Origin of the sequence: Candidatus Nitrosocosmicus agrestis (assembly GCF_008389435.1) — an archaeon.
Classification (GTDB): domain Archaea; phylum Thermoproteota; class Nitrososphaeria; order Nitrososphaerales; family Nitrososphaeraceae; genus Nitrosocosmicus; species Nitrosocosmicus agrestis.
The window spans coordinates 105697-124929 of record NZ_VUYS01000008.1; the positions used below are offsets into that span (position 1 = coordinate 105697).

At 33.9% G+C, this 19233-nt stretch carries 23 protein-coding genes; 12 read left to right on the forward strand and 11 right to left on the reverse strand.

All coding sequences use genetic code 11. The features are described from left to right. Window positions 1-65: 65 nt before the first annotated feature. Window positions 66-779 (reverse strand): adenylate/guanylate cyclase domain-containing protein, encoded by a 714-nt coding sequence (locus F1Z66_RS06835; protein WP_149862858.1) that lies wholly within the window; start codon window positions 777-779, stop codon window positions 66-68. Window positions 780-958: 179 nt separating this feature from the next. Between F1Z66_RS06835 and F1Z66_RS06840 the strand changes: the two genes are divergently transcribed. Both F1Z66_RS06840 and F1Z66_RS06845 read left to right on the forward strand, forming a co-directional pair. Further along, entirely contained in the window at window positions 959-1576 is a 618-nt protein-coding gene (locus tag F1Z66_RS06840; protein ID WP_159357324.1) for an L-threonylcarbamoyladenylate synthase, read from the forward strand. A 9-nt stretch (window positions 1577-1585) separates the two neighbouring features. After that, on the forward strand, window positions 1586-2113 hold the full coding sequence (locus tag F1Z66_RS06845; RefSeq protein WP_149862860.1) for a THUMP domain-containing protein: 528 nt from the start codon (window positions 1586-1588) through the stop codon (window positions 2111-2113). Window positions 2114-2192: 79 nt separating this feature from the next. Here the strand turns inward: F1Z66_RS06845 and cgi121 are convergent, their stop codons facing one another. Further along, window positions 2193-2747: a KEOPS complex subunit Cgi121 gene (cgi121, locus tag F1Z66_RS06850; RefSeq protein ID WP_159357323.1), complete on the reverse strand. Its 555-nt coding sequence runs from the start codon at window positions 2745-2747 to the stop codon at window positions 2193-2195. Window positions 2748-2929: 182 nt separating this feature from the next. On the opposite strand from cgi121, the gene F1Z66_RS06855 reads away from it, so the two are divergent. From F1Z66_RS06855 to erpA, 3 genes are all read left to right on the forward strand, one after another. Further along, entirely contained in the window at window positions 2930-3640 is a 711-nt protein-coding gene (locus tag F1Z66_RS06855; RefSeq protein WP_201448490.1) for a class I SAM-dependent methyltransferase, read from the forward strand. Between the two features lie 153 nt (window positions 3641-3793). After that, on the forward strand, window positions 3794-5908 hold the full coding sequence (locus F1Z66_RS06860; RefSeq protein ID WP_149862862.1) for an acetate--CoA ligase family protein: 2115 nt from the start codon (window positions 3794-3796) through the stop codon (window positions 5906-5908). A gap of 93 nt (window positions 5909-6001) precedes the next feature. Further along, window positions 6002-6352 (forward strand): iron-sulfur cluster insertion protein ErpA, encoded by a 351-nt coding sequence (gene erpA / locus F1Z66_RS06865; RefSeq protein ID WP_149862863.1) that lies wholly within the window; start codon window positions 6002-6004, stop codon window positions 6350-6352. Window positions 6353-6539: 187 nt separating this feature from the next. On the opposite strand, the gene F1Z66_RS06870 is transcribed toward erpA, so the two are convergent. Next, window positions 6540-7799 (reverse strand): Glu/Leu/Phe/Val family dehydrogenase, encoded by a 1260-nt coding sequence (locus tag F1Z66_RS06870; protein ID WP_149862864.1) that lies wholly within the window; start codon window positions 7797-7799, stop codon window positions 6540-6542. Between the two features lie 1055 nt (window positions 7800-8854). Here F1Z66_RS06870 and F1Z66_RS15335 point away from each other — a divergent pair. Further along, a complete protein-coding gene (locus tag F1Z66_RS15335) occupies window positions 8855-9016 on the forward strand; it encodes a hypothetical protein (RefSeq protein ID WP_154670500.1) in 162 nt (53 codons plus the stop codon). Window positions 9017-9138: 122 nt separating this feature from the next. After that, a complete protein-coding gene (locus tag F1Z66_RS06875) occupies window positions 9139-9480 on the forward strand; it encodes a hypothetical protein (RefSeq protein WP_149862865.1) in 342 nt (113 codons plus the stop codon). Window positions 9481-9528: 48 nt separating this feature from the next. Here the strand turns inward: F1Z66_RS06875 and F1Z66_RS06880 are convergent, their stop codons facing one another. The 4 genes from F1Z66_RS06880 to F1Z66_RS06895 form a co-directional block, all read right to left on the reverse strand. Beyond that, a complete protein-coding gene (locus F1Z66_RS06880) occupies window positions 9529-10230 on the reverse strand; it encodes a phosphatase PAP2 family protein (protein ID WP_149862866.1) in 702 nt (233 codons plus the stop codon). 81 nt (window positions 10231-10311) lie between these two features. Beyond that, on the reverse strand, window positions 10312-10740 hold the full coding sequence (gene sufU / locus F1Z66_RS06885) for a Fe-S cluster assembly sulfur transfer protein SufU (protein ID WP_149862867.1): 429 nt from the start codon (window positions 10738-10740) through the stop codon (window positions 10312-10314). Next, window positions 10737-11987: an aminotransferase class V-fold PLP-dependent enzyme gene (locus F1Z66_RS06890; protein ID WP_149862868.1), complete on the reverse strand. Its 1251-nt coding sequence runs from the start codon at window positions 11985-11987 to the stop codon at window positions 10737-10739. The genes sufU and F1Z66_RS06890 overlap by 4 nt, the downstream gene beginning before the upstream one ends. 115 nt (window positions 11988-12102) lie before the next feature. Then, a complete protein-coding gene (locus tag F1Z66_RS06895) occupies window positions 12103-13101 on the reverse strand; it encodes an ABC transporter ATP-binding protein (RefSeq protein ID WP_230207479.1) in 999 nt (332 codons plus the stop codon). A gap of 186 nt (window positions 13102-13287) precedes the next feature. Here F1Z66_RS06895 and F1Z66_RS06900 point away from each other — a divergent pair, with 186 nt between their 5' ends. From F1Z66_RS06900 to aspS, 3 genes are all read left to right on the forward strand, one after another. Continuing rightward, window positions 13288-13551, forward strand: coding sequence for a DUF3892 domain-containing protein (locus tag F1Z66_RS06900; protein ID WP_149862869.1), 264 nt, complete (start codon window positions 13288-13290; stop codon window positions 13549-13551). A gap of 224 nt (window positions 13552-13775) precedes the next feature. Then, a complete protein-coding gene (locus F1Z66_RS06905; RefSeq protein WP_149862870.1) occupies window positions 13776-14219 on the forward strand; it encodes a hypothetical protein in 444 nt (147 codons plus the stop codon). A gap of 74 nt (window positions 14220-14293) precedes the next feature. Further along, entirely contained in the window at window positions 14294-15622 is a 1329-nt protein-coding gene (gene aspS / locus F1Z66_RS06910) for an aspartate--tRNA(Asn) ligase (RefSeq protein WP_149862871.1), read from the forward strand. On the opposite strand, the gene F1Z66_RS06915 is transcribed toward aspS, so the two are convergent. Further along, window positions 15612-16046, reverse strand: a complete 435-nt coding sequence (locus F1Z66_RS06915) for a M67 family metallopeptidase (RefSeq protein ID WP_149862872.1) — start codon at window positions 16044-16046, stop codon at window positions 15612-15614. The two genes, aspS and F1Z66_RS06915, sit on opposite strands and share 11 nt — an antisense overlap. 109 nt (window positions 16047-16155) lie before the next feature. Between F1Z66_RS06915 and F1Z66_RS06920 the strand changes: the two genes are divergently transcribed. After that, window positions 16156-16950 carry a cupredoxin domain-containing protein gene (locus tag F1Z66_RS06920; RefSeq protein WP_159357321.1) on the forward strand — a complete coding sequence of 265 codons (795 nt, stop codon included), beginning with the start codon at window positions 16156-16158 and terminating at the stop codon, window positions 16948-16950. Window positions 16951-17049: 99 nt separating this feature from the next. On the opposite strand, the gene F1Z66_RS06925 is transcribed toward F1Z66_RS06920, so the two are convergent. Then, the gene (locus tag F1Z66_RS06925) at window positions 17050-17385 is read right to left on the reverse strand and encodes an HNH endonuclease (protein WP_149862874.1); all 336 of its coding nucleotides are present in this window, start codon (window positions 17383-17385) and stop codon (window positions 17050-17052) included. Window positions 17386-17424: 39 nt separating this feature from the next. Between F1Z66_RS06925 and F1Z66_RS06930 the strand changes: the two genes are divergently transcribed. Next, on the forward strand, window positions 17425-17604 hold the full coding sequence (locus tag F1Z66_RS06930) for a hypothetical protein (RefSeq protein ID WP_149862875.1): 180 nt from the start codon (window positions 17425-17427) through the stop codon (window positions 17602-17604). Between the two features lie 164 nt (window positions 17605-17768). On the opposite strand, the gene F1Z66_RS15340 is transcribed toward F1Z66_RS06930, so the two are convergent. Continuing rightward, window positions 17769-17939, reverse strand: a complete 171-nt coding sequence (locus tag F1Z66_RS15340) for a hypothetical protein (protein ID WP_154670501.1) — start codon at window positions 17937-17939, stop codon at window positions 17769-17771. Between the two features lie 243 nt (window positions 17940-18182). After that, window positions 18183-18521, reverse strand: a complete 339-nt coding sequence (locus tag F1Z66_RS06935) for a hypothetical protein (protein WP_149862876.1) — start codon at window positions 18519-18521, stop codon at window positions 18183-18185. Between the last annotated feature and the right edge of the window lie 712 nt (window positions 18522-19233).

Consider the following 19233-nt stretch of genomic DNA (forward strand, 5'->3'; position numbering starts at 1 on the left):
GAAGAAATCAAATAAAAATCCTTTTATCCTTCTCGGATCGGTAAAGACGAGGAGAGAATTTCGTGTCAAGACCTACTAATCTCAAAACATATCCTTATATCCTCAAATGATTTTATAGGACAATTAGTGTCTATCAGGATTACACAAAGATCATACTTTTTTAATTGTAACTTTTGCTTTGTAGTATCTGAAATGATAATTTGATTTGACTTGGCATATTGCTGGAGTCGACTAGCTAGGTTAACACTTGTTCCCATTACTGTACATTGGTTATATAGTATGCACACTTTAGCTATGCCAGTATTAATCCCACATTTTAGACCAAATTCAGGAATCTGGATCTTAAAAATGTCCCATTTTTTTCTGAACTGTCTTTGCAATTCTTCAAAACATGTACGCAATTCGATTGCAGCATTAATTGCATCGTTTGCTCCGTCATCAAAAGTTGTATCTTTAATTGCTCCAAACCAAGACATAATTCCATCACCGATCGCCTTATCCAACATGCCATTATTTTTTGAAATTGTTTTCCGTGCAATCAGATAGTACTGATTTAAAAAATCCAGCATGTATATTTCCTTATCAACCATACTGAAAGTCCTATAAAGACGAGAAAATCCACTTATATCCCAAAATACTATGCTAATTGGGATTGTCATGTTTTCGAATGATAAGAGAGGATCAACCTGATCCTCTATGTTTCGGAAGATATTTGTATCCCTTGAGTCTCCTCCATTATTCGTCCCCCCTTTAATCAATACATCGATATTGTATTGCATTGACAATAATAAACAAAGCGACTATTTATATCTTACTAATAGTTTTGAATAATTAAAACGAAATTTTAATTTTTTAAATGCACTTTTGATTTTTAAAAATATAATGTTACCTGCATATATAAAATAAATTACTACTAGTATTTTCACTTCAGGTGGTACATACCTTCCATTGCGAATGTTTGAAAAGCTTAAGAGATTTTTCAAAAGTAGTAGATGATGGTGGAGTTGTAATTTATCCCACTGATACAGTCTACGGAATAGGATGCGATGCCACCAATGAAAACTCAATTATTCGTTTGTACCGAATAAAAAATAGGGAATTAAATAAATCACTACCTGTATTGACACATTCGGTTGAGGAAGTTGATAAAATAGCTTTTATCACTCCCTTAGCTGAAAAGCTTTGCAAGTTATTTTGGCCCGGCCAATTAACCATTATTTTGAAGGCTAAAACTTTATCAACCATATCTAGGTATGCGACCAATATAAAAAATAGGTCAATTGCAATAAGAATTCCTGATGATAACTGTATCCGCGAGCTGATTCAAATGACTAATTCTAAACTGTTAATAGGCACAAGTGCTAACTTTTCGCAGAGTCCTTCCTCTAAACAATTTATCGATATTGACCCTAAATTGGTTACAAAATGTGATGCAGTTTTAAGGAAAAGAACCTTAACAGAATCTAAGGGAGAATCTACAATACTTGACATATCCGATGAAGTCAATCCTAAAATAGTTCGACTAGGATCTCTGCCAAAGAATAAAATTATTGAGGCAATTAACATTAACTTATAGACAAAGGTTATGGAATTTAATTTTGTTGCAACTACTCATAGGTTCGCGGAAGAAGATTTGATGGATGAATTAGAAAATTTGTTTTATGAATTTGGTGAAAAGGAGGCCGAGGTCGATGCAACCAATGTCTCTGGGCTTATAGTCGGAAAATCGTCGAGAGATCCAAAAGAATTCATCTCTTTTCTAAGGATGAAATTGCAGGATTCTTCATGGGAAATTAGATATCTACTTAGATTTATTCCTATCCAAAAGGTGGTTACTACAGATATTGAAAATATTAAAAAAAGCGTACTAGAACTTGCGAGTACAGCTCCAATACAAGAAGATCAAACAATAAAGATTGCAGTAGAAAAAAGACATACTAAATTACAGAAAATGGAAATTATTGATTATATAGGTCCTGATTTAAATTATCGAGTAGATTTGACCAATCCTGATTGGATTTTTTTGATAGAGATTATCGGAAAGTTTACCGGCATTTCCATTTTGCCTATTAATGCCATTTTCTCTTCTATGATTGAAAAACGGGTTATTTGATCCTAGATTTTTGACTAAATAAATTCAAATGTGATATAGTGTCCAAAAATTCGATTTATTGAAAAAACTATTCAGCTATTCATTTTAATGCTATTGCCCCTCTTTCTACCACAAATTCCAAAAATTTTCTTTCATCTTTGAAGATGGACGAATCCCATTCCTTGATATGTTTTTTAAAAAACTTGTCTATTATATACTCTTTATTTGATGTGTCTTTTTCCAAAATTTCTTCATTTAACTTTCCCTTATCTAATACGCATCGTTCAACTTCACAAAATATTCTATCATGATTAGAAATTACAATAACAATAAAGTTCCTATTAAAAGGATCGCCAAAATTTATTTTCAAGGCTTCACTTATCTGATCTGTATAGCAAAACCTCATCAGAATTTCTATTTCAATATTTTTTATACTACTGGTATTGTTTCTTTTTTTCTTTTCATCGATGATCCGAAGTATGCCAATGATGTGTTTGATACTTAATATCAACCGATAATCTATAATTGAAATATCTATTTCTTTATCAATTAATTTTAGCTTATCATAGATGTCTTTTAAATTGGTATTAGTAAATGTGGTAGGTATCAAACCGACTTTCAAACTTCCAACTTTGAGAATGTATTTACTTTTCACTATTAACCCCAAACTATTTGTAAACCTTTAATCTTTGATCTTTTATAATAATTATCTTTATTCTAGAGGTCTTTATTTTCATTAATCTTTGTAGACAGAAAAAATTTGCGACTACATATTCTCTATTATTATTAAAGAATCAAAACAAAAATTCATTATCCCCATGAACCAGTAATTTTGCATTGAAAAGTACTGGTTTGGGGACTGCATACTGGAATGAAGTTATTAATGTCCTCAGAAATATCATTCCAGTCTACGACAGAGTCAACAGCGCCATATCTATAGGAAGGGATAATGAATTTAGGATTGAGGGGATAAAGAAATCCGTATTTCCAGGCAATACTATTCTGGATGCCGGCTCAGGGTATGGCAATATGTCAAAGATCGTGATAGAAATGGTATCAAAAGACGTCTATATTCATTTTTATGATCCAATACCTGAGATGCTTAAAGGACTCTCTGAGAATTTTAAAGGTTATGACATTACATATTCTAAGTGTAGTGGTGTTTTCGAAAAAATCCCTTTCAGATCTAACACCTTTGATGCCGTAATATGCGGATATTCCATTAGGGACTCGATAAATTTTCAAGATGCTTTTGAAGAAATCCATAGAATTCTTAAAGATGGAGGCAGATTTCTTATAGTTGACTTAGGAAAACCGGACAACTGGTTCCTGAGAAACCTCGTAAGCATTTATCTCAGATACCTTTTAGTAGTCATTGCCTTTATTACTGCAGGTAAAAGGGGATTGCCATTTGGCACATTATATGGAACATTCCTTAGGTGGCCAAAAAACAATGATTTGAAGCTACTATTATCCAAATATTTCTCTAAAGTAGAAATGGACAAAAAGTTGTTTGGCGGTGCCGTTATTGTAGTGGCGCATAAATAATTGACATTTTTTTCTCATTTTCTTGAGTAGCCAAATTAAATGCATAGAATGTACGTTAGCATTTCAGAAAAGTGCATTTTGTAATAAATGGACTTGATTATGAATAATGATTATAAGGAAAATTTTTAAATCCAATAGAATATTGTTTTTTTGTTGACAGATCAGAATAAAATCAAAGCCATTTTTGAAGATTCATTTAAAAACCAAACAAAGGTAATTACTGAGGAAACCGCGAAAGGAATACTATCAGAATACCAGATTTCAGTACCTGGTTTCACACTAGTAAAGGATGTCGAAAGTGCGGTTGCAGAAGCAAAAAAACTAGGATTTCCTCTTGTTGCAAAAATTGTTTCTCCTCAGATACTTCACAAAACGGATGTAGGTGGTGTGAAAATTGATTTGGGAGATGAGGAGGCTGTAAGATCTGCATTTCTTGATATGTACGAACGCTTGTCAAAAGAATATGACGTTAAGGGTGTTCTTCTCGAAAGAATGGTTCCAAAAGGAGTCGAAATGATTGTTGGTCTGCAAAATGATCCTCAATTCGGACCAGTTATGATGGTTGGTCTAGGTGGAATTTTTACTGAATTATTCAAAGATGTTTCATTCAGGGTTTTACCAATCCAAAAACAAGATGCAATGGAAATGATAGAAGAACTACAAGGAAAAATGTTGCTTAAGGGATATAGGGGCTCTGAGCCTGTCAATATGGATATGCTTGCAGAAGCCTTACTAAATATTGGAAAGCTTGGATTTGATATTTCTCCATATTTTGAAAGCATCGACTTTAATCCTGTTATAGTCTATCCGGATAGTTACTATGTGGCAGACGCAAAGATATTGTTGTCTGAAAAACCGCAATATAACATAGTGTCTGATATTAGTCCAAATTCTGATAATATGGATTTGTTCTTTAATGCGAAATCGGTGGCATTAATTGGTGCCTCTCCAGAAACTGGCAAAGTGGGTAACTCAGTTCTGGAGACTCTTGTAAAACATGATTACAAAGGAAAAGTCTATCCGGTCAATGCTAAAGGTTATCCTGAAATCATGGGAATTCCAGCTTACAAGAGTTTGGCTGACATAGCTGAACCCGTAGACGTGGTTGTGGTTACTGTGGATCTCAAGTTTGTACCTGATCTCTTAAAGACTTGTGGAGAAAAATCAATACACAATGTTGTAATTATATCAGGCGGTGGAAAGGAACTGGGAGGCGAAAGGGCAAATATTGAACAACAAATCAAGGAACTCTCGTCCCAGCTAGGTATAAGGATCATTGGTCCAAATTGTATTGGAATGTTTAACGGAGAAAATAGGTTGGACTGTGCATTTCAGGGTCATGAACGTATGTTAAGACCAAAGAATGGTAATGTTTCATTTCTCTCACAAAGTGGCACAATTGGAATTGCTTTTATGGAACATTCATTTCCCTTTGGAATGAGTAAAATGGTTTCCTATGGAAATCGTTCTGATGTAGACGAGGCAGATATGATATGGTATTTGGCAGAAGACCCGCAAACAAAAGTAATTGGATTGTATGTTGAGGGTTTGGGAGATGGGCGCAAATTTGTAAATACTGCAAAGCGAGTAATTATGGAGAGGAGGAAGCCCATTGTAGTGTTTAAGAACGGTCGTACTTCCCGAGGTGCAAAACAAGCAGCTTCACATACTGGATCACTTGGTGGGACTTATAATGTGGTGAAGGGTGCATTTGCTCAGAACGGAATAATTTCTGTAGATAGCTACGACGAACTAACTGCCTCACTTAAAGCTCTTTCTTGGCAACCTATTCCTTCCGGTAATAGAGTTGCAATGGTGACAAACGGTGCAGGCCCTATTATCGCTGCGATTGACCAGTTTGAAAGGCTTGGATTGCAGGTAGCAAACCTTAGCGAAGAGAGTATGAAATCATTTAAAGAACATTATCCCGCAACTTATGTAATAGGAAATCCATGTGATGTCACCGGATCGGCAAACGCAGATGATTACAAATTTGCAATTCAAACCTTTATGGATGATCCCAATGTGGACATAATAATGCCGTGGTTTGTTTTTCAAGACGATCCGCTTGAAGAAAAAATTGTAGACATCTTGGCAGACTTTAACCGACAAAATAAGAAACCTATCCTGGTGGGTGCTCTGGGTGGGCCTTTTACTCAGAAGATGGCAAATAAATTAGAAGAAAACAATGTGCCTGTTTATCAATCTGTGTTGACTTGGAGCACTGCAGCTAGTTCATTGGCAAAGTGGGGAAACCTGTCCAAGTGAGCAAAAATATAAATTTTTACATAGTTTTTCTCTTTTCTTTGGTTTATTTATAGGAAAACCTTATTAAATTTGTATGCCAAATTATAATATATCATGGCAAGTGTTCAACAAAATAAAATAATCGATGTTACTCCAAAGGCTGCCGAGAAGGTTACAGAGTTTATGAAACAGGAGGGGAAAGATAACCTTTATCTTAGAGTATATGTGACAGGTGGAGGATGCTCTGGATTATCATATGGAATGGGATTTGAAGAAAATCCTGATGAAGATGATGTAGTATTAGAGCAAAATAATGTTAAGGTTTTAATAGATAACTATAGTCAAAAGTATTTGAAAGGTGCAGTTGTAGATTATATTGAAAGCTTGATGGGATCAGGATTCAAAATTACTAATCCAAATGTAACCAAGAGCTGCTCCTGTGGACACTCTTTCTCTACAGAATAAATTTCCTTTTTTTAGTAATATTTCTGGCTATTATTTTTCTATATCTGTTCTATAGTCGTAAATTAGGCGGTCCCATCTTAAATTCTAACCTCATATATTGCATGAATTATATTTTCAATTCTTAAATGTTTTATTTAAATAAAAATGAAGAAATTAATAGATTTGTTTAAAAATTTTCCAAATTTTCTTATGGCCAGATACCTCTTAATTGAATAGCTTCAGCGACTCTGTTAACAGCCAAAGCAATACTAGCAGTGCGCATATTAGTGTTATAACTTTCGTGAGCCTGATAAACTTCTTCAAAAGCTCGAGTCATAATAGTATCTAATCTGTCGTTGACCTCCTTTTCGGTCCAGTATTCTCTTCGCAGATTCTGTAGCCATTCAAAATATGAGACTGTTACACCCCCGCTATTTGCCAAAACATCTGGAATCACTAATATTTTGTTGTCATAAAGGATCTGATCAGCTTCTGGGGTTGTAGGCCCGTTTGCAGCCTCAGCTACTATCTCGGCACTAATCCTAGAAGCATTTTCTTTGGTTATCTGGTTCTCTAATGCCGCTGGGATTAGAATAGTACAATCCGTGGTCAAAAGTTCGTCATTGCTAACTTCCGTAGAGCCTGGAAAATTTTTAATCGTCTTATTTTCTTTCTTGAATTTAATCAGGTCATTTACGCTGAATCCGTTCTTGTTTAAAATCGCACCTTGAGTATCTGAGACGGCAATTATCTTTGCACCTTGTTCTTCAACCAATTGTGCTGCAAACTGACCTGCATTACCAAAGCCTTGAACTACTACCGTTGCCGTATTCATTGAGATATTTTGTTTCTTCGCAGCTTCTCTCACTGTAAATGATAATCCCCTTCCTGTGGCTTCTGTCCGTCCAAGAGATCCACCTATGGGAATAGGTTTGCCTGTTATAACTCCAGGTTGTCCATGATCACCTTTGAGCGTCGAATATGTATCCATAATCCATGACATTTCTTGACCACCCGTATATACATCCGGAGCCGGGACGTCAGTGTATGGTCCTATTATGTCAGATATTGAATAGGCATATCTTCTTGTTAATCTTTCGAGCTCTGTTATTGACATCTTTTTTGGATCACATATAATGCCTCCCTTACCACCTCCAAGTGGAATTCCTACGATAGCACATTTCCAAGTCATCCACATTGATAGGGCCATTACCTCTTCAATAGTAACTTGAGGGTGATACCTTATCCCACCTTTAAAAGGACCTCTTGCGTCGTTATGTTGTGATCGGTATCCGGTAAATACTTCGATACTTCCGTCATCCATCTTTACAGGTAGAGATACTGTTAGTACTCGCTTAGGTTTAGCTAATATTTTGTGAATACCTTTATCTAGGTTCAGTATGCGGGCCGTTTCGTCTAGTTGCTTAAGTGCCATTTGATAGGGATTATCATTAACTTCATTAGTCATTATACTATCAGGGAAAAATTCTGATATATTTAAGTTTAATTATAAACGGTAACTATGTTGACTTAAGATAATATATCTTGAAGATGCCATATCTCGATTATCATTATCAAAAGAAACAGAACATCTTCGTTAGGTGTTTATCTTGTTTTGTATTTTGTACTTTTTTGGTCTATCAACTAGAAGGATTGCCCAAGCAGTATTGTCTACGCAAGATTGGAAGGTCATGTTGCAATCTGGAAGTAGATTCAGAAATACCTTTCCAGAAATATTTTCTCAAACAAAAGAAAGATTTTAGATTACTTAATTGATGAATCATTGCTTTTCAAGGTTGGATCCGATTGCACATGATTGTGGAGTGGGATTGAGCCAGAAAACGGGCAGTTTCTTGTACTCTGTTTGCTAATAATATCCGGAAAAGGAATATGCTTATCGCAGAGAAATTCATATCAAGGATGGTAGAGATCTATGGGACACGTCCAATTTCTACTGATAACAGTACGTGGTACCCAATGGCATTTAAATTCCTAAAACTAAAAAAACCACTACATCCATTTTTTTTGCAAAAAAAGAGAAATGTCTGATTGAATGATAGTCATGAAGTATATAAAGGACAGAACAATGTTTTGATGACTACTTTCCATGTAGAAAAAAGATATGCTATAAACTAGAACATGTACGTAACTGGTCAAATCTATTCGGATTTAGACATATCTTGAGATATTTATCGCTAAGTTATTAGAGCCCAAATGGTGATTCAAAATCTATTAATATGGCAGAAATTTGACATGACGAAATTTTAGGCACCATAATTTGAGTTTTTTTTACTAAATATCTTTTTAATTTAATAAATACACGTAATTAAGTTCTTGAAAATAAATATTATTAGATGGATTGTGGATGGGAATAAGCAATTCCAGAAATAATTTAGGTTATTGATAGAGTTATTATTGTTATTGTAATAATAATACTGTACATTAAACAATGGTTTTTGTAACTTTCAATTCACTTGATAAATTATACGTGCGTTATTTATCAGATCAAGTAGAGACTTAGTCATGAATTCAAAAAAGTCAAAAAAAGGTAACTCTCACATTAAGAAAAATGAATCAGCATTAAACGAGATAAACAAAATCGAATCATCTATGAGGTCCCTGTCCAAAAATCTAATAAAACTTAAGTCATTGTTTAAGAAGGCAGAGGCCAAAAAGACCCAGTAATCCTTTTGATAGTTGGTACCGTTACTTTCGTAAAATCTATTTTATTTGTTGATATTATTAGACTCCTCTTTTAATTGAAATTTTTGTTAAATCTATAAGGCCTTACAAATTTATAATATAAATTGGTTAATACTCAGCAATTACGTAACTTTAAAACTGATTTTACAATTTCGCTCTCAACCTTCAACGACATTCCTTCCATATCAAAAAAAATAATTGAACATTATTCAAAATGTTATTCAAAACATAATTTTGCAGTCAGAGTATTACTTCCAAGGGAAAAAAATTCAGATAATGTGAATCTAAAGTCTAAGAAACTTGGTCATCAACTTCAAAGTGAGTTGCTCTTTGGAATTCGAAAAGCCAAGCAAAGGCCTAATCTCAAAGAATTTCGTTACATACATGATGAGGAGCATTTTGGCTGGATACTCTTCGATCCTTCTTTATCTGATTTATTGGAGTAATATAAAAAGTCAGGAAGTATTGATTTGACCATTGCCTTTTTCTCTTGGTTATTCATTTACCTGTGACTTTTGTATTTTTGTATTGGCCTTTAGACCTCTTACGATAAGACTTGTTACTATTAATCCAAGTAAATAACCGCCAACAAGGTCTATTAGGTTGTGTTGCATAAGGTATAATTTAGAAAGTCCAATAATGGCTGGAAATAAGATTAAAAAAGTAATTGAAAACTTTTTTGAATATTTAAGTGCCAGACCCCCTATAATAAAACCAAAAGCAGTAGCTGAAGCAATATGATTTGAAGGATAAGAATAGTCCATTGCAAACGGCATAAAACTATCTCTTTCCAAAGTAAACTTGTCTGGAAGTGTAATTAGCGGGGTAAAGATATGTTCTGGATGTTCGATCCCAAATAAGGGCTTAACATAAGTGACCAAAATTGTAATCGCTACTAGAGAAATCAAAAGAATCATACCGAATTTCCTGGTTCTCTTGATTATTGTTAAAATAAAACCTGCAATCATAAGATTAATTGTATCGGCGGTCGTTGTAATGACTATAAATGTTAAATCCGTTACCTTGCTTTGGTGAATAGAGAGGAAATTAGTTGTCGGAATGTCGAAAAAACTTGTTGTAATTCTAAATTCGGCCAGTATGCTAATAGCAATGAATGCCACTATCAAAATCACTATGTAGTTAATTTTTATGTTCCAATAGGGATTACTGAGATCTTTATCAGTTTCTTGGTTCATTTAGTTGTTTTGTGTTCTCAATCCTGAAAGAGATCTTAGTTAATGCTTTTTGAGCACAATAAATGTTCTGTGAATAACGCTTTAGTAAACTTTTGATTGATCTTTCATTTCGTCAGCAGATGATGGATCTTTATCTACATAGTACTTTACCATACCAAGTTTCAATACTTTGAGAGATAAAAGTGCACATTTGATTCTAGCAGGTCCAAGATTAGTTAATCCAATATTTTCTAGAATGTCATCTTTAGTAAGGTCTTTGATCGTGGTAAGTGGTTTGTTTGAAACCATTTCTGTTAACATTGATGCACTTGCCTGACTTATAGCACAACCTCTTCCATCAAATTTTATATCTTTTATTACGTCATTTTCAACCTTCAAATCAATAGAAATTTCGTCTCCACATAAGGGATTACTATCATTTATTCTTATATCGGGTTCTTCTATCTTACCTTTATTCCTCGGATTTCGATAATGATCCAAGATCATTTCTCTGTATATATCTTCACTCATGTTTTGAATATTCTCCTAGCATGATTTAAAGCATCTATCAATATATCAATTTCTTCTTTCGTATTATAGATATATAGACTTGCTCTCGAAGAAGCTACAATGTCAAGTTTCTCCATAAGTACTTGAGCACAATGGTGACCAGATCTTATGGCTACACCAAAATCATTCAATATTGTTGCACAATCATGAGGATGAATACCTTCAATATTAAATGAAACCAGTCCACCTCTATCTTCAGACCTTTTTGGGCCGTAAATTTTAATTGACTTTATTTCGGTCAATTTGCTCATCAAATATTCTGTCATTTTTACCTCATGTTCCCTGACATTTTTCATACCGATCTCGTTCAAATAATCAATTGCGGCACCAAAACCTATGACATCTGCTATATTGGGAGTCCCGCCCTCAAATTTGTATGGTATCTCATTAAAAATTGTATTTTCTTTATGAACCTCTTTAATCATATCTCCGCCGGAAATAAAAGGGTTCATTTTTTCTAAGATCTCTTTTTTAACATACAAAACTCCTACACCGGTGGGGCCAAGCATTTTGTGAGCCGAAAAAGCTAGGAAATCACAATCTGTATCTTGTACATCCGTAGGCATATGAGGTACCGATTGCGCCCCATCTAGAAGGACGGGTATTTTTTTATCATGGGCTAGCTTGATAAGCTCTTTAACCGGAAAAATGGTTCCTAAAACATTCGACATTTCACTTAAGGTAATCAATTTAGTTTTTCCTTCTCCTGTTATTGAAATTATTTTGTCAAGTTCTTCTAGACTGATGTATCCTTCGTTATCAACTTGCAAATAATTTAATTTCGCTCCTTTAGTTCTTCCAAGGACCTGCCAAGGTACGAGATTACTGTGGTGCTCGTATTCAGTTAGTATTATTTTGTTTCCTTTCTTAACATTTGAACCACCCCAAGCATAAGCTACCAAGTTTATTGATTCTGTAGTATTACGGGTGAAAATTATTTCTTCAGAATGTCTTGCGTTTATGAACTTTCTGATTTTTTCTCTTGTCTTCTCATACTCCTCGGTTGCTTCCTCTGCTATCTGGTAAACTGCCCGATGAATGTTGGCGTTGTACTCTGAGTAGTACCTACTTATAGCATCTATGACTTCCTTTGGTTTTTGAGTGGTTGCAGCGTTATCTAAGTATACTAGATTCTTCCCATCAAATAATTTCCTGCTTAATATGGGAAAGTCTTGACGAATCTTGTATACATCAAGGAGGGCTTGCATTAATACCTATACTTCTGTAATTTAAGATATAAACTTAATATTGAGATTTGTTTATGATTGACAGGATAATTAGGTCGTGAGTAGCCTATTTTGATGCTTTCGAAAGATGCTATTTTTATTGATAAAGCCAACATTTGACATAGTTTCCATTTACCTGAATAATAGGAGGGTCATTCTCACAATCTGCAAATGCTTTAGGACATCTATTCTTAAATCTGCAACCAGGAATTATGTTGGCTAAATTAGGAGGATTACCTTTAATGTAGCGAATATTTTTCTCAGATGAATTGATCCTGGGTATAGATTGTATTAATGCTTGAGTATACGGATGTAATGGGTTTTCAAAGACCGTTTTGACATCTGAAATTTCTACAGCTTGTCCAGCATACATAATAATAACTTTGTCCACAAGATTCGGAATCAGGGAAATATCGTGAGTTATTATGATTATTCGCATTTTGGTATCCTTCTTTAGCCTATTTAGCAGCTGAATTATTTGTGACTGTGTAACAACATCTAGAGCTGTAGTAGGTTCGTCAGCTATTAATAGGTCTGGTTGTGCCAATAAGGCATTTGCGATTCCGACCCGTTGCTTCATACCGCCACTCAATTCATGCGGGTATTTCTTAATGACTAGATCAGCATTTAAACCTACGTCAAGTAACGCATCTTTAATTATAGTAACAAACTTTTTCTTTGGCAAATCTTTCCGATGAGTTTTTAGAATTTCTTTCATTTGATCTTCTATAGTAAAAACTGGATCTAGACTATTCATCGATCCTTGAAACACCATGGAAAACCTCTTCCATCTAAATTTGGTATCAAATTCCTTCCGAGATATTCTTAGTATATCTTTACCGTCAAATAATATACTACCGGATTGTATTTCCCCATTTTCAGGAAGTGATCTCATAATTCCATAACCAACTGTGCTTTTTCCAGAGCCGGACTCCCCTATTATGCCGACCCCCTCTGAAATATCAACATCAAAAGACAAATTATCAACAGCAATCACTTGACCATTCGTTATCGAATAACATACACTTAAATTGTAAATTCGTATTTCAGTTTCGATTTTTTTCCTTGATTTGTCAGGGATGTTATTACCTTTCACTGTGATGTATCTATAATTTCTCCATTAATGCTTTTATGAATTTGTGTAGATGTTGATACAAACACAAGAATTGACTTCGCCTCCTAACAGTAAGATTTCAATTATCAGTTTAGTAGCATTGAATTTCTGTAAGTTCAAACTAAGAAATTTATTTGTCTAAGTAATAGTGATAATAATTTTGCCACTATGATTGCCGAGTATATCATAAATTGCATAAAAAAGGATTCTAAGGGAACCATTACACATGTAGGAGTTGATCAGGAAATAGTTGATATTCAAACAATCGCTGAAAGGATCTGGTCCAAACAAGCAATTTATTACATCAACGCTATGGGGATAAGGGTCAGGGTTCTTGCAATGAAAAGAACTGACAGCGGTGAACCATATCTTACAACAGCAGCAAACAAAAACCTACCTAATAATATGAAGTTTTTACCTAGATGTGGATAAATTAATTGAATGATTCAGATTAACTTGATTATCATTCTTTCGTTGCGGTCCTCATTAAAGAACACGATGTTTTGCATGTATTAGTTTTTCAGAGTTAAATCTTAGTTAATTAAATCAAAGATATTTAAGTCCATATACTTAATAATTAATAAGTGGTGCTAAAAACTCCTATTTGCACATTTGATGCAAAAACAGGAATTCTGTGCAATTTATGCGAAAACAAATTGGAAACAGGTCAAATTACCCAGGCCGATGTTGAGGCCGCTATCATTCTAAGCAAACTAGCTCAAAAAAATTCTGAAATAAATAAAATGACTTTATTTTCTGCTAATGTAATAGGTAATGAGCAGATATTAATTATGAAGAATTCTGACGTGAGATCAATACGTTCCAATTCTAATCTTTCAAGTGCAATAAACAAGGCATTTGGTCGAAATGTATGGATAGTCGAATCTGACTCAAATGATAGGAGATTTCTGGAGAGTCTTTTTCATCCTATCCATTTAGAGTCTGTAAATTTAGTTTGGTTACCAGATGGAAGTAAACTTACACGGGTGGTTATAGGTAAATCCGATATCGAGAGTATAAAAGAATCTAGACTCGAAACCATAAAAAAAATCTCAATGACTGTAAGACACATTGATTTGATTGTAGAAACGGATAGTTAATTATTTTTGGACAAAGTATATTAAAAATATTTCAGTTAATTTAATTAGATGGATCTTAATTCCCTTCCTATGGGATGACTGGAATAAATGAATCTATTAAATCTGTATTAAAGAGGTCTCATTTGGCAGCACAGCTATCTAAGAAAAACATAGGGCAAGAAATACGTATTATTGGCTGGGTAGAAGATTTTAGGGACATTGGTAAACTCGGATTCATTATGCTTAGAGACACTTCCGGTTTGGTTCAATGTGTTCTATTAGGTAAAATTTTACTCGATGCTCGAAATATCCCCAGACAGAGTAATGTTTCAATCTCCGGAATAGTTCAAGATACAAAGTCAAAGAACTTTGAGGTGGAACTAAAAGTTGATGGGATGACTGTACTTTCTGCGGCTACCCTTTCTCTTCCAATTGATCCTACCGGAAGAGTGGAATCTAATTTGGATACCCGACTAGATAATAGGGCACTTGACCTGCGAAATTCCAGAGTCCTTAACATTTTTTTGATGAGATCAGGTATTTTGAGGACTATTCGAGAATTCTTTTTTCAGAATGGATTTACTGAAGTAAATACACCGAAAATTATTGGCAGTGCAAGTGAAGGGGGATCAAACCTTTTTTCTTTTGAGTACTTCAAAAGAAAGGGATATCTTGCTCAGAGTCCTCAACTTTACAAGGAGCAATTAGTACTATCTTTAGAAAGAGTCTTTGAAATTGGGCCCTACTTTAGAGCCGAGAATTCTCACACTCTACGTCATTTAAATGAATTTCAGAGTGTAGATTTGGAAGCAGCATACCTGGATTATTCTGAAGTTATGGATCTGATTGAGGAGCTGGTCAAAAAAATTCTCACATTTGCAGGTCATTCGGGTAAAACAAATAATGACAATAATCATATCTATAATTCAACGATATTTGACAATCTAGTTCACCAGCCGTTTCGTCGTATAACCTATGAGGAATGTATTGATGAACTTAACAATTTGGGAGAAAGAGTTGAATTCGGAGATGATTTAACTGATCTTTCGTTAAAGAAATTAGGTGAAAAATTTGATAAATTTTACTTTATTACGGATTGGCCCCTTGCGTTGAAGCCTTTTTACATCCACGAGAATGATGATAACCCTCTTTTATCTAAATCATTTGACCTTCAGTTTGGTTACCTTGAACTTGTTTCGGGTGGAACAAGACAACATGATGTTTCAAAACTTAAGGCTAGGCTAAAGGATCAAGGTTTATCGTTAGAGGGGTTTAGTAACCATTTAAAAGCTTTTGAATGGGGTATGCCACCTCACTCTGGGTGTGGCCTCGGACTTGATAGACTCCTCATGGTGTTGATGGGTGAAAATAATATACGTGAAACCGTTCTATATCCAAGAGATACCGTGAGGATTAGTCCTTAATTTTTATTTCTAATTCTGTAAATTCGGATTTTGTATTATTTACATAATCGTTTAGAATAAAACAACGTGTTTCATTTGTTGTAGTTGATTTTATTATCCAAGGTACAGGATTTAACTCCATATAGAATTTGTCAGTCTTAGATGGAAATGCCTCCGAAGGATGAGAGTGAAAAATTCCAATTACCGGAAGATTGATACTCTCTGAATAGGTGTAGATTTGTAAGAGCTTTTCATCTTCTATGGAGAACCTGACATTCGACGAGTCTACATTTTCAACTGGTACTATTTCTTTGACAATGAACATATCGTCTAATTTTTTTCCCAATAAAAAGGCACAAGTTTCAAAAGGTTTATTTTCTTTAACTAGATTATTAAGGAAACTATTTTGAGCAGGTTCTAATTTAATGGAAGAAGGAGTAGACATGGAGTTCTAAAATAAAACTTGCTTTATAACTCATACAGATACCAATAAAAAAAGTATTAATTATGCTATCTCCACCTCTATCATATTCATGACAGACTGGGACTTGTTAATGCCTGGAGCTGGATTAACAACCGTGGGTGCGGTTGGAGTAGCCATAGCGTTGTCTGGAATTGCAAAGACTTTCATGGACGGAATGCATGCCGTGTCCATTCTTTGTATGTTTTTTGGTTTAATTTTTCTAACTGCTGGCTTGTTTAAGGATGGATTTCCAACATCAAAAAAGGCAAAGATGGCAGTTGGAATTATTCTAGTATTATTTATCTCAGCTGGGATAATTGGAGCGATTCAAGTTAGTACCAAAGTCCCATCTATTTTTTCATTTATTGCAATTGTGGCAACTATAAGCATACCGTCAATTATAATCATTATTGCTTCTTACAAGAAAATGGCACAGTTTGTAAAAATCTCTGCTGCATGTGTAGTAATTATGGTTGTTGGTTCTTCAGTGCTCATTGGCAGTATCTGGATGTCTGCTCCTGCTACTGCAAGTACTGGAGGAGAAAATAACTCGACTTCTTCATCTGGGACGGAGACCGCAATGCCAAAAGTTGTTAATACTACTATCGTCCCAGCCACAATCCCTGCTGGTGCATCTGGTCAAGGAAATCCTAGCTACGAGCCAGCCATTATAAAGGCCAAAAAGGGTGAGGCCATTGAATGGACAAATCACGATAACGTGCCTCACACCGTTACAAGTTTTGCTGATGACGGTAAATCATTTGACTCGTCATTGATAATGACAGAAAAAAAATATGTACTTGACACTTCTACTTTGACTGAAGCGAAATATGACTACTTTTGTACTGTACATCCCTTTATGAAAGGATCCTTTGAGCTGAGCTAAGCTGAGCTTGCCTGAGTTATTCTTATTTTTTTAAAAAAACTTTAATGCAGTTATATTTATCTAAGTTTATTCATTTCTAAAATGAATTAAAACAAAAAATTATGATTTTGTAAATATCTTTTTAAAAGAGGATAACATGGTTCCATTATCATTACTAGGAGCTTTATCTTCATAACACTCTGGACATAATACCCTCAAATTTTCAGGTCTGTTGTCTTTTTTAGAGCCATTAATGCGAACAAAGTTAGGGGAGATGGTTCCAGATAATTTTTTTGAGCAGTCTTGGCATCTATGCTTTGCTCTTTCAAGTACTATTTGCTTTATAGCAAGAGTCAGTTCTTTATATTTATCTCGTTTTTTACTATTATTGCCTGCTGCATTTCCGAAGAAAGACATTAGTTCAACTACTACTTTACCATAAATAAATCCTTTCACTAATTTTACATTAAATATGGCTTTAGGCTAAGGCTACTTGTGAACAATTATGAACCCAATGATACCACCGATGAAGTTAATGTTTTTTGTATATTTTGTGGTAAGATTGTAGATGAAAATCAAGCATGGTCTCATATAGATGGGGATGCAAATATGGGTGTAAAAAAAATTGAATATTTTTGTAGTGAAGAACATAAAGCAGAATATTTTCAATCGTGAATTTTTTTTCTTATACTCGTGTTGTTATCTAACTATTTTATCTGATCATTCGATGGCTCCGAGGGATAACATTTTTTAATCATCAATATCATAAAAAATTTTCTTCATTGCCATAGGTTTTTGGAATTTTTCATTATTAAACCTAATGTTAATTAGTCTCGCAATTATGAAAATTTTTCTACTAGTTCTATATGGCATTCATGGCCTCTATGTTCCTTGTCTATCATTTTTGCTTCCTCACTAGTAATAGGGAATTTCTCCTCCTCAAGATAAACTGAATCCTTTTCCAAAAGAACTATCTTGCATTTGTCGCAGATTAGTTGTTGTACTTTCATATGATCCAACTGGAGTTTTAATTTTTTAAACTTTGTTGATATCAGCAACTATAAAAGATATCATCCTTTCTCGTCATTTTTTTATGAGGTAAAATGTTTTCCAACAAAACAAATAGATTAAAATTGTAGTTAACTGCAAGTCCTTCTACTCTAATTTCGACTTGTATACATTGGCATCAACGGTTTTGATAGACTGCCGCATAATTGAACCCTTAGTTTAGTTTGATTTATCCACTAAAACTGTTAGTATGGATTTAGCAATTCAAATGGTCCCTCATATTGAATCAAACATAGGGATTTTTCTTCACAAACAAAAATATTTGAAACCGATTCATTTATGCAGTTTGCGCTATCTTGACAGTGATTGTTCTGATTGTTTAATTGTTCTAGGGATTGATTTTCGCACTTTGCGCTATCTTGACAGTGATTGTTCTGATAATTATCTTGGTTTACATCCGAGGTTTCTTGGTCCTTCATATCGTCAAAGGTATTAGCATAATTATCCTTATCCATCTTATTAGCAAAAGAGTAATTTGTATTTATACCTATAAATAATGCAACCATAGTAATTAAAGTAATCATAATAATATTTTTCATAACTAAAGTTATACAGATTTTTTGATTTATTTAAAATTCTTAAAAAATTTTCGTACTTTTAAAACCGATTGTTGTAATACAATGATCTTCTATTAAATAGTAATTAAATAATTCTTTTATAGGATATTTACACAAATGGAGTTTATTAATAAATCTGAAAAATGATTTATAGATAGTTTTAACATGCTATTACTTGTTTTTAAAAAATTGCTAACGCATATAGATAAAAAAATCTTGTTAAAATTACCTAGGGAAAAATTTTATGATAATTTATCAACAATTCAAAGTTTATCATATAAATTAACTTAATTCTTTCAAAGGCAAAGTAAGGCATCGCTTATCATCGTAAAACCTGTTGTCTTATCGAATGTCTTTCATATTATCGAAATCTGTTTTGTATTTTTTGTATATGCATCAATGAAATAGTATTAAATATAGATGACTAGGAATTATTACTTGAGGTAACTGAGGAAAAATGCCACAAGCAAAAAAGATCTGTATTGTCTGTGAAAAAAATATTGATGTGGCAAGGGGAAATGAAATTAAACGTTGTACCCACTGCAATAATACAGTTTGTAATAAGCACTTTGACATTTGTAGGATTTGCGAAAAAGTGATCTGTGACAACGAATTGAGAAGTTGTGGTTCATGTTTGAAGGACCAATGTAAGAATTGTACTATAAAAACAAGAGATCCT